The 14054-nt window shown below is 63.0% G+C and carries 14 protein-coding genes and 2 tRNA genes; 11 read left to right on the top strand and 5 right to left on the bottom strand.

Going from position 1 to position 14054, the window contains the following annotated elements; translation table 11 throughout:
* Positions 1–86 precede the first annotated feature (86 nt).
* Genes hpnI through C7411_RS38575 form a run of 3 tightly spaced genes read left to right on the top strand, consistent with a single transcriptional unit; the run spans position 87 to position 2641 of the window.
* Complete coding sequence (gene hpnI / locus C7411_RS02355) at positions 87–1352, top strand: bacteriohopanetetrol glucosamine biosynthesis glycosyltransferase HpnI (RefSeq protein WP_373682556.1); 1266 nt, start codon at positions 87–89, stop codon at positions 1350–1352.
* 60 nt (positions 1353–1412) lie between these two features.
* Entirely contained in the window at positions 1413–2423 is a 1011-nt protein-coding gene (locus C7411_RS02350; protein ID WP_110382933.1) for a lysylphosphatidylglycerol synthase domain-containing protein, read from the top strand.
* Positions 2420–2641, top strand: a complete 222-nt coding sequence (locus tag C7411_RS38575) for a DUF3455 domain-containing protein (RefSeq protein WP_110382932.1) — start codon at positions 2420–2422, stop codon at positions 2639–2641. Before C7411_RS02350 ends, C7411_RS38575 begins: the two co-directional genes overlap by 4 nt.
* A 138-nt stretch (positions 2642–2779) precedes the next feature.
* On the opposite strand, the gene C7411_RS02340 is transcribed toward C7411_RS38575, so the two are convergent.
* Positions 2780–2855 (bottom strand) — tRNA-Gly (locus tag C7411_RS02340).
* Positions 2856–2860: 5 nt separating this feature from the next.
* Positions 2861–2936, bottom strand: a tRNA-Asn gene (locus C7411_RS02335).
* 254 nt (positions 2937–3190) lie between these two features.
* On the opposite strand from C7411_RS02335, the gene C7411_RS02330 reads away from it, so the two are divergent.
* Complete coding sequence (locus C7411_RS02330; protein ID WP_110382931.1) at positions 3191–3883, top strand: pyridoxamine 5'-phosphate oxidase family protein; 693 nt, start codon at positions 3191–3193, stop codon at positions 3881–3883.
* Between the two features lie 402 nt (positions 3884–4285).
* Here the strand turns inward: C7411_RS02330 and C7411_RS36890 are convergent, their stop codons facing one another.
* Entirely contained in the window at positions 4286–5134 is an 849-nt protein-coding gene (locus tag C7411_RS36890; protein ID WP_133253607.1) for a hypothetical protein, read from the bottom strand.
* Between the two features lie 52 nt (positions 5135–5186).
* Between C7411_RS36890 and C7411_RS02320 the strand changes: the two genes are divergently transcribed.
* The 6 genes from C7411_RS02320 to C7411_RS02295 all read left to right on the top strand — a co-directional run bounded on the left by C7411_RS02320 (position 5187) and on the right by C7411_RS02295 (position 9296).
* Positions 5187–6020, top strand: coding sequence for an ABC transporter substrate-binding protein (locus C7411_RS02320; protein ID WP_110382929.1), 834 nt, complete (start codon positions 5187–5189; stop codon positions 6018–6020).
* A gap of 16 nt (positions 6021–6036) precedes the next feature.
* Positions 6037–6768, top strand: a complete 732-nt coding sequence (locus C7411_RS02315) for an amino acid ABC transporter permease (protein ID WP_110382928.1) — start codon at positions 6037–6039, stop codon at positions 6766–6768.
* Between the two features lie 35 nt (positions 6769–6803).
* Positions 6804–7448: an amino acid ABC transporter permease gene (locus C7411_RS02310; RefSeq protein WP_221206507.1), complete on the top strand. Its 645-nt coding sequence runs from the start codon at positions 6804–6806 to the stop codon at positions 7446–7448.
* A gap of 193 nt (positions 7449–7641) precedes the next feature.
* Positions 7642–7971, top strand: a complete 330-nt coding sequence (locus C7411_RS02305) for a DUF190 domain-containing protein (protein ID WP_110382926.1) — start codon at positions 7642–7644, stop codon at positions 7969–7971.
* 224 nt (positions 7972–8195) lie between these two features.
* A complete protein-coding gene (locus C7411_RS02300; RefSeq protein WP_110382925.1) occupies positions 8196–8564 on the top strand; it encodes a DUF190 domain-containing protein in 369 nt (122 codons plus the stop codon).
* Between the two features lie 279 nt (positions 8565–8843).
* A complete protein-coding gene (locus C7411_RS02295) occupies positions 8844–9296 on the top strand; it encodes a universal stress protein (protein ID WP_110382924.1) in 453 nt (150 codons plus the stop codon).
* A gap of 140 nt (positions 9297–9436) precedes the next feature.
* On the opposite strand, the gene phaZ is transcribed toward C7411_RS02295, so the two are convergent.
* Positions 9437–10681 carry a polyhydroxyalkanoate depolymerase gene (phaZ, locus tag C7411_RS02290; RefSeq protein WP_110382966.1) on the bottom strand — a complete coding sequence of 415 codons (1245 nt, stop codon included), beginning with the start codon at positions 10679–10681 and terminating at the stop codon, positions 9437–9439.
* A gap of 209 nt (positions 10682–10890) precedes the next feature.
* Positions 10891–11730, bottom strand: a complete 840-nt coding sequence (locus C7411_RS02285) for a universal stress protein (RefSeq protein ID WP_110382923.1) — start codon at positions 11728–11730, stop codon at positions 10891–10893.
* Between the two features lie 518 nt (positions 11731–12248).
* On the opposite strand from C7411_RS02285, the gene C7411_RS02280 reads away from it, so the two are divergent.
* Positions 12249–14033: a PHA/PHB synthase family protein gene (locus tag C7411_RS02280; RefSeq protein WP_110382922.1), complete on the top strand. Its 1785-nt coding sequence runs from the start codon at positions 12249–12251 to the stop codon at positions 14031–14033.
* Positions 14034–14054: the final 21 nt, after the last annotated feature.

Genomic DNA, 14054 nt, shown 5'->3' with positions numbered 1-14054 from the left:
GAGATGCTCACGAGCTGGGACATGATGAAGCGGCGTCTGCGCGAAGGCGTGGAGTTCTTCCGCTTCCTGCGCGCGCACGAGGCATGATGGAGCGCGCGCACGCGACGGGACGAACGGGAGCCATCGTTGCGATGGCCGTGACGGCGCTTGCCGTCGCTTCTGCAGCAATCGAAGTCATGCGCGCCGAATTACCCGGCTTCTCGCATCTACTCTTCGATTCGCTCGCCGTGCTAAGCGGTCTTTGCGCGGCGCTCGGCATTATCTATACCTGCACGGCGAGCGCGCTGGTCGGCCGTTTCTTCGCGCGCGAGGTGGCAACGCCGCGGCACTTTCCGGCCATTACGCTCGCCAAGCCGCTGCATGGCGACGAATGGCATCTCGAGGAGCATCTCGCCAGCTTTTTCGAGCAGGACTATCCTGGACAAGTCCAGTATCTGTTCGGCGTGCACGATGCGCGCGACGAAGCGCTCAACGCCATCGAGCGCCTGCGCGCGCGTTATCCCGACGCGCACATCACGGTCGTCGCCGACGCGCGGCTGTACGGTCCCAACCGCAAGATCGCGAATCTCGTGAACATGCTCGAACAGGCCGAGCACGACGTGCTGTGCTTCGCCGATAGCGACGTGCTCGTCGACAGGAATTATCTGCGCCAGGTGGTCGGGGCGCTGCAGCAACCGGGCGTTGGTCTCGTGACCGCGGTTTATCGCGGCCTGTGCGCGCCGGGATTCTGGCCGCGCGTGGCATCGGCCCTCACCAACTATCATTTTCTGCCCGGCGTCGTCACGGGGCTCGCAATCGGGCGCGCGCGGCCGTGCTTCGGTCAGTCCATCGCCATGACGCGCGAAATGCTCGAACGCATTGGCGGTCTGGCGCAGTTCGCGCATCACCTTGCCGAAGATCACGCGATCGGCGAAGCGGTGCGCCGCGCCGGCGCGGAAGTTTCCGTGCCGCCTATTCTCGTGCGGCACGCATGCGTGGAGAATACGTTCGCCCAACTCTTTGCGCACGAACTGCGCTGGAGCCGCACGGTTCGCGCGGCGGACCGCTCGGGGCATCTGGGCGCCGTGCTGATGCATCCATTCGCGCTCGCCATGCTTGCCGTGGTGTTGTCCGGTGGCGCAGCGAGCGCGTGGATACTGGCCGCCGTGGCCCTGTGCGCGCGCGCGTGGCTGATGTGGAGGACCGATCGCGCAACCGGCGACAAGTCCAGCGGACTGTTATGCTTACCCCTTTGGGAAATGGTCCAGTTCGCGATCTATGTCGCGAGCTTTTGTTCGTCTGGCGTCGTTTGGCGCGGCACGCGCTTTCGCGTCGACAGGAATGGCATGCTTTCGCCAGTCCGCGAGACCTGAGCGTCACAGTAGATTGGGGGGCACAATGAGACGGGAGCATCCACCAGAGAGCACCCGCAGATGAAGCACATGGGACGTATCGCCGCCCTGGTCGGTCTTGCGATCGCCGTGTGGCTCGTTTGGCGCGAACATCCTGCGGCAGTGCTGCAACTGTTGCGCGGCGCGGGCATGGGACTCGTGCTGGCGGCCATCGTGCATATCCTGCCGATGTGCGCGAATGCATGGGACTGGCGCAGCCTGATTCGCGCGGCGCAGCGCCCGTCGTTCGCGACGATGCTCAAACTCGTGTGGATTCGCGAGTCGATCAACGGCTTGCTGCCCGTCGCGCGCGTGGGCGGGGAACTCGTGTCGTTCCGGTTGCTTGGCCGTGCGGGCGTACGGCCGGCCACGGCGGTGGCGAGCCTCATCGCCGACATGCAACTCACGCTGATCAGTCAGGTGCTCTTTGCGTTGCTTGCAGCCGGCTATCTGCTCGAACATTCCTCTTCCGATACCGCGCGGTTCGCAGGGCGGCTCGCATGGGGCCTCGCGGGCTTCATCCCGCTGCTCGTGCTCTTTGCGCTCGTGCAGCATGCGCGGCCCTTCGAGCGCGCGGCACGCACGCTCAACCGTGTCACGAGCGGCAAGGTCGTCGATCTCGTGGGCAAATCCGCGCGCGTCGATCTATCCCTCAAGCTGATCTGGCGGCAAACCGGCGTGGTCGTGCGCTACGTGCTCGTCTGGCAGACGCTGCAATGCCTCGGCTATGCACTAGAAATCTGGCTCGCATTGCGCGTGCTCGGCACGGACGCGACCTTCGTGCAGGCGTTCGTGATCGAAGCCCTGATCCAGATGCTGAGCAGCATCGCGTTTCTGGTGCCAGCCGGCCTTGGTGTGCAGGAGGGCGGTTTCGTCGTGATCGGCGGATTGCTGGGGTTCGATGCGCCCACCTGCCTCGCGCTCGCGGGCGCAAGACGCGTGCGCGATCTGATGTTCTATTTGCCCGGGCTGCTTGCCTGGCAGGCGGCCGAGTATGGCTGGCCGTCAAAGCGCCGCACAGAGGGCGCGGCCACGCGCGCCCGCACGGAATGATCCCGGAAGCGACCGGTTCCTGCAGTCCGCGCCGGGGTGTTGCGCAGCGAGTTGTGTCGCTTGAGACGCATTCCACCGGATCGCAGGGCATGCTCGCATCCGTGCGCTACGTGCGGCGGGTAAGGACGGTTGGCGGCGTGAAGCCGGCTGCGTCGTGCTCGACCGAGCACGAGTCGGGTAGCTCGCCTTATATCGCGACTTATATTTTCTACAAATAACGCGCAAGACCGGTCAATGAATGGTCTCTCTGCGATTATCCGTTTTCAATTAATTGGGATCGCGAAGCAAGGAATATGCGCTCTGGCTTCGGTTGGGAAACGAGAGTAGCCAGACGCAATACGCTGCTGCGTGGATGCTGGAGCGGGAGACGAGTCTCGAACTCGCGACCTCAACCTTGGCAAGGTTGCGCTCTACCAACTGAGCTACTCCCGCATGTCTGGCTCCCCGACCTGGGCTCGAACCAGGGACCTACGGATTAACAGTCCGGCGCTCTACCGACTGAGCTATCGGGGAATCAAGGAGGCCGGATTGTACAGGAGATTTTTTGATCGTGCAGCTTTTTCCTGACAAATCCCGATAAGAGATATTACGGGGAATTTGGTTGGGAATCTTACGGTTTACGATGTATTACCTGCGATCAACCGTCCTCGACCACCCCTAAGCCGATCAGTGGCTCCACGACAAAAGGCAAGTCTGGATCTACCCATAGGGCCACGCCCTGTCTATCGTAGGCGGCATCTCAACCCGAACCGTAGAGGAAGCAAACGATGTCCCTCGCCGATACCGTCAACGAACCCGCCGCCGACACCAGCGCGGCACCTTCGCCACGTACGCGCGTGCGCCGGGTCGCGCAGCGCGCGCACTACGACGCGGCGACGCTGCACGCGATTCTTGACGAGGCCTACGTCTGCCACGTCGCCTTCGCCGACGAGCACGGCGTGCATTGCATCCCCACCGCATGCTGGCGCGAAGGCGATCATCTCTACATTCACGGTTCGAACGGCAGCCGCATGCTGCGCCTCGCAGCCGATGGCGCCCAGGTTTGCGTGACCGTTACGCATCTCGATGGACTCGTGCTCGCCCGCTCCGCGTTCAATCATTCGATGAACTATCGTTCCGCCGTCATTTACGGCGTATTCGAGGCAGTAACAGAAGAGTACAAGGCGGCCGTGCTCGATGCCTTCATGGAACACATTGCGCCGGGCCGCCGGCATGAAGTGCGTGCGGGCAGTCGCAAGGAGCTGGCGGCGACCACGGTCATGCGCATTGCGCTCGCGGAATCGGTGACGAAGATCCGCACGGGCGGCCCGAAGGACGATGAGGCGGACATGGATCGGCCCGTCTGGGCAGGCGTGCTGCCTTTGACGCTTGCACCATCGCCGCCCGTGGCCGATACAGCCGCGCCGGAGCGCGAGGCCCCCGTGTACGTGAAGGCGTGGGCAAACCGCCAGGACGGCTGACCACGGATTGCGGCGTTCACCGCGCCGACGTCAGGGCACGCAGCTTCGCGCGCAGCGGATCGATGGTAAACTCGCTTATTTATCGATATGGACTCCGAATAAGATACGATATTCGGAGATATATCCATATGACCCATCGAAATATGATGCGCAGCGCGCGAAAGTATTCCGATTGCCTGAAATTGGCGGCGGACGACTAATGCGTGGTGCAAACGTGGCAGGAGGAATGCGGGCTTGCGGTAAAACGCACCGCACCATCTCATGAATGCGGTCGGCCTTCGGCATGAGTTGGCCGCTCGATTCGTCGCTTGAAAGATCAACCAGGTGGAGATCCGACCGACGACGAAGACCGCCGTTGCCGGCCCGCAGGATTCGTTTGTGAACGGACGCCTTCGGTCCTGATCAGGAGACGGCAGACCAGAGCATGCTGCCGATCGCAACGACGTAGAACACCGCCGTGATGATTGCCGCCATGCGCAGTGGCCGGCCGACTGGGGAGTTGCTGGTGAGGATGACCAGGCTTATCCCGATGCCGATCAGTGCGAGCACGAAGAGTCGCGGCAGCAGGCTCCAGCCATCCAGGCCAACCTTGAAGATCGACCAGATCAGGGCGGCGGCGAACATGCCGAAATACCACCATAGTCCCGCTGAGCGGTTCCAAAGCATGAGGATGCCCGCGCCGATCAGTGCAACACCGGCAACAAAGTAGTAAGGCGCGTGGCCCATCCAGGGTATCCACCCGCCCAGCACTGCGAAAGCTGCGCCGACGAGGATGATCCATTCTGCGGTCTCGGCAGGAGACGTCCAGCGGCGGTAAGACATAAAAGTCCCCCTGATGCAGACAAACCGGGCGTTGCATCGAGCATTGCCGAAGTCTGAAACGGACTCATCGACTCGTCGATGAAGAAGCTCAAGGCAAAGTCCCGTGTTGATGCTAAGCAGCCGACATGCCCTGGTCAAGGGTGATAACCCCTTGAAGTTGTAAGAACCTGGTAACCTGTTCGCATTCAATTTTTTGCGCGCGAAAGAAATGCAAGTCGATGGCGTTTCCATAGCCGACATTACCGCGTCGATGCGATTTTCCCGGCAAGAGTTGCAGCGCAAGCCTGCATGCAAAGAAGCATGCGTCAACATTACCTGCGGCGCTCGCGGTGTGCCGTTTTGCCCATATCGCCGGCAACGCTTTGGATCTGAAAAATACTTGGTTTGTTCGCGTGCGTCATGCAGATAGGCTGCGTACTTTGCCAGCACGTAGATTCAGTGTGGCCGCACAAGGACAACGAGAAAAGAAGGAAATCCGATAATGAAAAGCAGCATCTGGGGCGCAGTGCCAGGCGCACTGTTGACAGCACTCCTGGTCGTGGCATCGACCACCGCACATGCGGATCGTCTGGACGACATCAAGCGGGCGGGCGTGTTGCGTGTTGCTGCATTCGACAGCAATCCGCCGTTCGGCTTCGTCGATCCGAAAGACAATCAGATCGTCGGGCTCGACGTGGACTATGCGCGCGCCGTCGCCAGGAGTCTCGGTGTGAAGCTCGAAATTCAGCCCACCAATCCCGCCAATCGCATCGCATTTCTGAAGTCGGGAAAAGTCGATCTGGTTTTCGCCAACTTTACGATTACCGACGAACGCAAGAAAGAGGTGGATTTCAGCACGCCATACTTCGCGTCCGGCACCCAGTTCATTGCAAAGAAGGGTGTATTGAAGTCTTCGGAACAGATCAATGGTTTGCGTATCGGCGCAGATAAAGGTACGACCAACGAGCAGCAGGTGCGCGCCAAATTCCCGAACGCAACCATCGTCGCTTACGATGACACGCCGTTCGCTTTCGCTGCGCTGCGCACGGGCAACGTGCAGGCCATCACGCAGGACGGTCCGAAGCTCGTCGCGTTGCTTGCGCGCGCGCCGGACAAGGCGAACTACGAGATTTCCCCGTTCACGATCTCGAACGACTACGAAGGCGTTGGTGTGCCCAAAGGCGAGACGCGTCTGCTTGATGCGGTGAACAGCACGCTGACGCACCTGGAAAACGACGGCGAAGCTGCGCAGATTTACGACAAGTGGTTCGGCCCGAAGAGTGCGGCTCCGCTGCCCCGTCTCTTCAAGATCGGCGACCCGCAAAAGAACGGTTGAGCGCGGCGCCCGATTCATGCATAACTGGCTTGAACCGAAGTATCTCGCGTGGCTTGAACAAGGCTTCTTCGTAACGCTGATGCTCTCTGCCAGCGCGGCTTCGTGCGCGACACCGCTGGGCTTTCTGCTTGCGGTTGCGCGCATGGCCCGCACTCGCACGGTTGCACGCGCTGCGGCGCTCTACGTGTTCGTCTTCCGCAATTCTCCACTGCTTGTCCAATTGCTGTTCTGGTACTTCGGCGTCGCGGCCATACTGCCGTCCAGCTGGATGACCTGGCTTAATACGCCGCACCTCGCGACGTTTGGGCCACTCACGCTGCGCTGGCCGAGTTTCGAACTGTTCGCAGGCTGGGTCGGATTGACCTGCTACACCACGGCCTTCATCGGCGAAGAGTTCCTGGCCGGCATGCGCGGCGTGAACCACGCACAGTGGCACGCGGCTGCGGCGCTTGGCATGCGCCGCTACTCGACCCTGCGTTACGTGATCCTGCCGCAGGCGTTGCGCATTGCGACGCCGCCGCTCGCTGGTCAATACATGAACGTGATCAAAAACTCGTCGCTGACGATGGCGATAGGCGTTGGCGAGCTCTCGTACATGTCGCGGCAGGTCGATACCGAAAGCTTCAGGACCTTCCAGGCATTCGGCACCGCGACCGTATTCTATGTGCTGGCCATCGCTGTCATCGAAGTCGCGCTGGTGCTCTGGCAACGCGCCGGCCAGCACGGTTTGCTGCGAGGCCGTGCGTGAACGAGTTCGCGTGGTTACCCGCCTTGCGCTATTTGATGATCGGTGCGTTTCCGGCGGGACCGCTGGGAGGCGTTGCGCTGACGATCGCGCTCTCGGTCGTGTCGGCGTTGCTCGCGGCCCTGATCGGATTCGCGCTTGGCGTTGCGCTCGCCATGACACGCGGAGTCGTCCGTCTCACGCTGACCGCGGTGGTCGCATTCTTTCGTGCAATACCCGTGCTGATGCTGATCTTCTGGACCTTCTTCCTGATGCCGATCCTGCTGCACATCGACGTTCCTGGTCTTGCGACCGTTGTAAGTGCGCTGGCGCTGATCGGCGGCGCGTATCTGTCGCATTCGGTTTATGCGGGCATCGCGTCGATCGGCGCAGGGCAGGGGCAGGCAGCGCTTTCGCTTGGCTTGACGCGCTGGCAGGCATTACGCGAAGTCATCCTGCCGCAAGCGGCGCGAGTGATGATGCCGTCGTTCGTCAATCAGTGGGTGGCGTTGGTCAAGGATACGTCGCTCGCCTATATCGTTGGCGTGCCGGAATTCACGTTCCTCGCCAATCAGCTCAACAACCGTCTGCTGATCTATCCCGCGCAAATCTTCCTGTTCGTCGGGCTCGTCTATCTGCTGCTGTGCGGTACGCTGCAGTGGATGGCCAATGCACTGCTCGCGCGCCGTGAGCCAGGCTTTTGACCGGTGGGTATCGACCCACTGCGTGCCGCCGGGTGTGTGCCGCAGCGGTCGTCAGGCGGTCAAGCGTGATGCCCTGCATGGGACTATGTGCAATCATGGGTTTTCAACCGTTTCTGTCGTGTCGTGGGCGAGGCCATCCAGGTGGCGCATCACGGGCCCGGCACATTCAATCACCTGGCGGCGGGAGGCACTCATGCAAGGTAGCCAGCTCACTGTATTCGCGGCGAATCAGGGTCATCGCGTACGGCACCTGCCGGTCGTGGACTGGATACTCGAGGAGGCCAAACGCGCCGGCATTCAAGGCGCAACGGTCGTCGAAATAGCAGAGGGCGTCGACGCGAAGGGAAAATATCATGCGGCGCGCTTTTTTGAGCTTGCGGAACAGTCGGTCGCCGTCACGTTCATTGCCGAAGATGCCCGCATCGACGATCTGCTTGAAAAGCTGAATGTCGGCGTCGTTCGCCTTTTTTATACGCGTACGCGAATCGAATACGCCACGCTTGGAACGAAAGGAGAGAGTTGATGGACTTCGACACGGCCCCGGCGGGTGATGCAATATCGTGAATCCCGCTCACGGCGCATACCTGGGCTGACGATAAACAGCGCGCTGCGATGCAGCATATGCCGGCGTCGGACGGTTGCACTAGAATTGACCAACGGCACTAACCAAAGGTCCTTCGGGCAAGGGGCGGCGCCAGGCACTCCCTGTGGTTGCAGCGGCACTCGTGCGAGCGGGCGGAGGAACCCATGAACGGCTATCAGCTTACGTTTTATACCGAGCATAACCGTCATCACGACCATCGGACGGTGTGCGAATGGCTGCTGCACGAAGCGAGCCGGTTGGGGATCCACGGCGTCTCGGTCATCAATTGTGCGGAGGGCACGGGGCACGCGGGCGCACATCATGGGGCACATCTGCTGAATCTCGCCGACCAGCCGGTGCAGATCATCCTCGCCGTCACAGAAGATGAGGCGCAACGTATGCTCGACGCGGTAGAGGCTGAGCACGTCCGTGTCTTCTACACAAAGTCTCCGATCGAATTCGGGGTGCTAGGCGGGGAGGAATCGCCGAAAGGGGAAAAGCACTTTTCGATACTCGGTCACAAGCGGCCCTAGTTCCGGCCTCGCGAGTTCGTCACAACTGGCGCGCCTTCTTTCTGTGCCAGCGCTTTCGCGATCGGCGCCGACCGTCTCGTGATCGGCAGCGGCGGGTTTTGCCTCAGCAGCAGCATCCCGCGTCCGGTACCGCCGCCTCTGATGCAAATCAAGCCATGCCGTCCCTCGAGGGAGGTTTGTCTCTTGATGCAAATCAATGGTGTGACGCAATGCAACCCGAAGATAGGCGTCAGGTAACGCGATGCAGTGCGGGATAGCCCGCGGGTCAGGAGGCAGACCATGTACGAGAAGATTCTGATTGCATTCGACGGTAGCGATACTGCGAAGCTGGCACTCGCCGAAGCGTTGCGCATGGCGCAGCTGACGGGCGGCCGGCTGTGCGTGGCCCACGTGATCGACGTCGTGGCGCCGTTCGGCATGGGGCTCACCTACGTTCCGGTGGAACTGCTCGCGTCGTATCGCGAGGAGGCCAAAACGCGGCTCGAAGCAGCACGCTCCGAAGCGAAGGCGGCGGGCGTGAACTGCGAGACGCAACTGCTCGAAGTGGCCGGCGTCACGCAAAGCGTTGCGGACTGTCTGCAAGCGTGCGCATCGCGTTTCGGAGCACAACTCGTTGTGCTCGGCACGCATGGACGGCGCGGCGTCAGGCGCGCCTTTCTGGGCAGTGTGGCGGAGGAGTTCGTGCGCAACGCGCAATGCCCGGTGCTGCTCGTGCGCGGCGAGCCGGCATGAGCCGCAGCGGCCAGTTGTGTCGAACGCACCGTGCGCAGATGTTGACCCCGTCGATACGCTCGGTTGATCTGGCTCAGGGAGGTGCCGGATCAGGCGACGCACCTGTGTGGCCTGGGCGACGGTGACGCGATCGCTTTGGATCAGGCCGATCTGACTGCGGCCGCCAGCCGGGCCGCCTCTGCGCGTCCGAAAGCCGCCTGCAGCGCCGGGTGCACCTCGTTGCGCCAGCGTTCGCCCGTAAACAGCCCGTAATGATCGCAACCCTCGACATCGAGCCGTTGGCGCGCTGCTGCCGCAATGCCGCTGCACATCTCCAGGGCAGCATGCGTCTGTCCGGCGCCGGTGACGGCATCGCGCGTGCCTTCGACGCTCAGCAGTTCGACGTCTCGCAGCGCCGCGGGATCGACGAGCTTGCCGCTCACACGCCATGCGCGCCGCGCCAGCATTGCGTTCTGGAACACGATATCCACGGTATCGAGAAAATATTCGGCCGGCATATCGAGCAGTGCGGTGTACTCGATCAACGCGCGGCGCGCTTCGGCGAGCGCGCTGGTGTCGCCGCGCGAGGTCGCCTGCGCGTAGCGATCGACCAGCGCCACGTAACGGTGCGGATAGACAACCGCGATTTCGGCTCGCTGCAGATAGGTCGGAAACACGTGCCGGCCTTGCCCGGCGAACCCGGCTGGCACGGTGTCGATCAGGTGGCGCTGGCACCAGTCGAGCGAATGCGACTCGGCCGCGAGACCGAGCGTGCTCGGATTGATGCGCGTGTCGAGCGGGCCGCCAATGAGCGTGATGGTCGCGGACGGTGCGCAGCCGCGCTGCGCGCGCAGCGCCAGCGCCCCGAGCGCAGGAAACGTGGACTGGCAGACGGCGACGATGTGCAGCGGCCGCTTGTCCCCGGCAAGCCTGTCGATAAAGGCGTCCAGCATTGCCACGTATTCGTCGAGGCCGAAACGGCCGGCGGCGAGCGGCACGTCGCGCGCGTTGATCCAGTCGGTGAGATAGACGTCGCCGTCGGCGAGGAGGGCCTCAACGGTTTCCCGCATCATGACAGCCGCATGGCCGGCCAGCGGTGTGCACAGCAGGACGGCGCGCGTGGCACGCGCGCGTGAAAAGCACCGCAGGTCGCAGAACGGCGTATGCGCGACGATATGTTCGTCAACATCGCAATGCCTGCCACCGAGCGCGATGGAGTGAATCGCGAACGGCGGCGGCGCCTCCGCGAGGCCGAGCAGGGGCTCGAACAAATCCGCATAGCAGGACGAGGCGGCATGCGCCAGCGGCGGTGCGGGCCACACATCGCATGCATGCCGCGCGTACTGCGCCGCAGCGTGCCATGCGCGCATCCATTCACGCTGTTGTTCGACAATGGCATACCACATTGTTGACCTCGGGTCATCTGATTCCGCCTGGCGGAATTCCAGGATTTCACGAGCCGACGAGCCCTGGCCCGCGACGAGAAAATCGGCGCAGCGATCGCAGTGATGCACCGCGTCGAGCCGCTGGCCTTCCGCCGCGATCCAGCGCCCATCGTAGCCCATGACGGTTTCCTCACGACTGTGTGGCGGGTGAATTGCGTTCGCGCAGTCGTTCAATGAGACATCAATGCCGGCAATGTCATCGAAGAAAGAATAGTGCGCGTGACGCCACCAAGGACGAACTCGTGAAACCTGGCGTGACCGTAGGCACCCGCGACGAGCAGATCGAATTCGCCATCGCTTGCGAATTCGAGCAGGGCTTCTCCTGTTGATACAGCCGATGGACGATCGAAGCGGGCAATGTCCACGGGGGGCACAACGTGTCGCTGGAGCATCGCTGCGACGTCAGCGCACGATGCTTCGGTCGGACCCGGCTCGAACGCCGTGGAGACGGCAGCGACCGTGACACGCGTCGCGCGCGCGAGAAGGGGAATCGCGTCGCGAATGGCGCGAGCCGCCTCGCGGCTGCCATTCCATGCGATCAGCACCCGTTCGCCGACGGCCTCGAAGGGACCGGTTTCCGGTATCAACAGAACGGGGCTGCCGGCACCGAGCAGAACGGTCTCCACGAAATTGTCCGCTGCACAGGACTCAGGGTCCTTCGGTCTGGATTGCCCAAGGATCACGAGGTCCGAGGTACGGCTGGCCTGCACGACCGTGGTGGCGGGAAAGCCGTCCGGTGCGGTCCATACGCCTCGCACTTGCGCACACGTCAGTTCTGCGCGAAACAGCCCTTCTACCTCGCCGCGTTTTTGCGCGAGAAATTTGCGATGAGCGTCGTAAAGGTCGACCGCGCCCGTCATGGCGTAGAAGCCCACTGGATGCGGATCGAACAGGGTAAACACGCCGTCCAGAAAGGCATCGAATTTATGGGCGAGCTTCAGTGCGAACGAAAGCCGCGTATGGGCGCCTGCGCTCGTGTCGAGGTGGACCATCACGGTCTTGTACGACATCGTTTATCTCCTGCCACGGCAAAACGCCACCGGTAACGAGTTCCAGGCGCGTGCGAGCAGCACGCAGGCCGGATAGGGACTTACGAAGTGAATATTCTGGTAACGCGGTCCCGCAGGTCGCATCGGTGCGCAAAAGCGTTCCGATACCGCCAGGATAGACAGGGATGGAGACCGACATGCGTCGGTCGCCGCGGCATCCGGTTCTGAACTCGCGGATCCTGTGTGAAGGCTAGGGCGGCCGACGAAGCACAGATTGATATAGGTCAAGCGACGATCGACGCTTCCGTCTAATGTCTCTGCCACGAGGAGACAACGCGGCCCGCCAGATCGGAGCCGGTTGATCGCGCGAGGCGTGGCGTGCAACGGCATCGTTCATGCTTCGTCCCGCCTGTCCGGCGCTCGCACACTTGATTCAGATCAATCGCCACCCTTCCCAGTCCACGCACAGTAGTGCGGTTGACGCCGCCGCCGGGCCATACCGCGCACGGACGGCCTGACGAACGAAGAGTCCGCCCATCATGACCGATTCCGCTGTTAGCGACGCTCAGCCCTTGCATGTGAGGCCGGCAATTCAAGGGACGCGTGGGCCGGACGACTCGCCCGCCGATCAGTGGAACCGCGCGGCCCACGCGGGTCTGGCCGTGGCGACATTTGGTCTTTCGCCGCTCGCGCTCATGCTGGCGGCGTTCGACTGGGCGGGGCACCTCGCGGTCTCACCGGGAAAGTGCTTCGACCTTGCTACGCACGGATGGCTTGCGGCAACGTTTCCATCGCGGTTGCGTCCCACCGGTGACGAAGCGCAGGAGGACGGGACGACGGTGTACGCCGGTCACGCCGACCCCCGTTTTACCGCCGCCGCATGGTCGCACTGGCCATTCCAGATGTACCGTGACGCGTTTCTGGCGGTCGAGCGCTGGTGGTGCGAAGCGACGCGTGGGGTTCCGGGCGTCGAGCGGCACCACGAGGAACTGGTTGGCTTCGCGGCGCGCCAGTGGCTCGACGCGTGCTCGCCGGGCAACTTCATCGCGACCAATCCCGAGGTGTTGCAGGCCACGCTGCGCAGCGGTGGCGCGAACCTTGCTGCGGGCCTGCGCAACTGGCTCGACGACGCGAACGCCATGGCCGACACCCTGCGGGGCACGCGAGCACGCGTGGCGCAGCCCTGGATTCCGGGGCGCGACGTGGCGGTGACGCCGGGGCGGGTCGTCTGGCGCAACGCGCTGTGCGAACTGCTGCAGTATGCGTCCACGACACCGGATGTCACGCGCGAGCCGATTCTGATCGTGCCGTCCTGGATCATGAAGTACTACATCCTCGACCTGCAACCGCACAACTCGCTGACCCGGTTTCTGGTCGAACAGGGCTACACGGTGTTTGCGGTATCGTGGCGCAACCCAGGCCCGCAAGCGCGAGATCTCGGCCTCGACGACTACCTGCGCGACGGCTTGCTCGCGGCGCTCGAAGCGGTTCGCGCCCGGTGCGGCGAGCCGGTCCACGCGCTCGGGTACTGCCTCGGCGGAACGCTGCTCGCGATCGGTGCGGCGGCGCTCGCACGCGACGGGCGGCGCGACATGCTGCGCTCCGTCACGTTGCTGGCCGCGCTCACCGATTTCAGCGAGCCGGGCGAACTTGGCTTGTTTATCGACGCCAGCGAACTCGCCGCGCTCGACGCGCTGATGTGGCGGCAGGGCTATCTGGACGGCGCGCAGATGTCGGCGGCGTTCCAGTTGCTCAACGCGCGCGACCTGATCTGGTCCCGCATGATGAGCGAGTATCTGCTGGGCCGGCGCACAAAGCCGAACGACCTCATGTCGTGGAATGCCGACACGACGCGCATGCCGTACCGCATGCACAGCGAATATCTCACGCATCTTTTTCTCGACAACGATCTCGCGGCGGGGCGCTATTGCGTGGATGGACGGCCCATCGCGCTCTCGGACATCGAAGCGCCGATGTTCGTCGTCGGGACTGAGCGCGATCACGTTTCGCCGTGGCGCTCGGTCTACAAGCTGCATCTGCTCACGCACAACGCGCTCACATTGGTGCTCACGTCGGGCGGCCATAACGCCGGCATCGTGTCCGAGCCCGGTCATCCGGGGCGCTACTTCCGGTGCGCGACGCGCGAGTCCGGCGCGCCTTACCGCAGCCGCCATGAGTACGTGAGCGACACACCCGTGATCGACGGTTCGTGGTGGACCTGCTGGTGCGACTGGCTGCGCGGGCACTCGACGGGCGAAGTTCCGGCGCGCACGCCGGAAGCCGGCCTTGGGCCGGCGCCCGGCGAATACGTGCTCGAAACATGAACGCATGCAGCCAGTCAGCGC

This window comes from Paraburkholderia silvatlantica (assembly GCF_003096715.1).
Lineage (GTDB): Bacteria > Pseudomonadota > Gammaproteobacteria > Burkholderiales > Burkholderiaceae > Paraburkholderia > Paraburkholderia silvatlantica.
This window is presented reverse-complemented; position numbering and strand designations above follow the sequence as displayed.

What these genes read in the sequence shown, in the direction of transcription:
- C7411_RS02285 (WP_110382923.1), bottom strand. Translation starts at nt 11,730, where the DNA reads ATGTCGTACAAGACCGTGATGGTCCACCTCGACACGAGCGCAGGCGCC.
- C7411_RS02280 (WP_110382922.1), top strand. Translation starts at nt 12,249, where the DNA reads ATGACCGATTCCGCTGTTAGCGACGCTCAGCCCTTGCATGTGAGGCCG.
- phaZ (WP_110382966.1), bottom strand. Translation starts at nt 10,681, where the DNA reads ATGTGGTATGCCATTGTCGAACAACAGCGTGAATGGATGCGCGCATGG.
- C7411_RS02320 (WP_110382929.1), top strand. Translation starts at nt 5,187, where the DNA reads ATGAAAAGCAGCATCTGGGGCGCAGTGCCAGGCGCACTGTTGACAGCA.
- C7411_RS02300 (WP_110382925.1), top strand. Translation starts at nt 8,196, where the DNA reads ATGAACGGCTATCAGCTTACGTTTTATACCGAGCATAACCGTCATCAC.
- C7411_RS02315 (WP_110382928.1), top strand. Translation starts at nt 6,037, where the DNA reads ATGCATAACTGGCTTGAACCGAAGTATCTCGCGTGGCTTGAACAAGGC.
- hpnI (WP_373682556.1), top strand. Translation starts at nt 87, where the DNA reads ATGGAGCGCGCGCACGCGACGGGACGAACGGGAGCCATCGTTGCGATG.
- C7411_RS02350 (WP_110382933.1), top strand. Translation starts at nt 1,413, where the DNA reads ATGAAGCACATGGGACGTATCGCCGCCCTGGTCGGTCTTGCGATCGCC.
- C7411_RS38575 (WP_110382932.1), top strand. Translation starts at nt 2,420, where the DNA reads ATGATCCCGGAAGCGACCGGTTCCTGCAGTCCGCGCCGGGGTGTTGCG.
- C7411_RS02305 (WP_110382926.1), top strand. Translation starts at nt 7,642, where the DNA reads ATGCAAGGTAGCCAGCTCACTGTATTCGCGGCGAATCAGGGTCATCGC.
- C7411_RS02330 (WP_110382931.1), top strand. Translation starts at nt 3,191, where the DNA reads ATGTCCCTCGCCGATACCGTCAACGAACCCGCCGCCGACACCAGCGCG.
- C7411_RS02295 (WP_110382924.1), top strand. Translation starts at nt 8,844, where the DNA reads ATGTACGAGAAGATTCTGATTGCATTCGACGGTAGCGATACTGCGAAG.
- C7411_RS02310 (WP_221206507.1), top strand. Translation starts at nt 6,804, where the DNA reads ATGATCGGTGCGTTTCCGGCGGGACCGCTGGGAGGCGTTGCGCTGACG.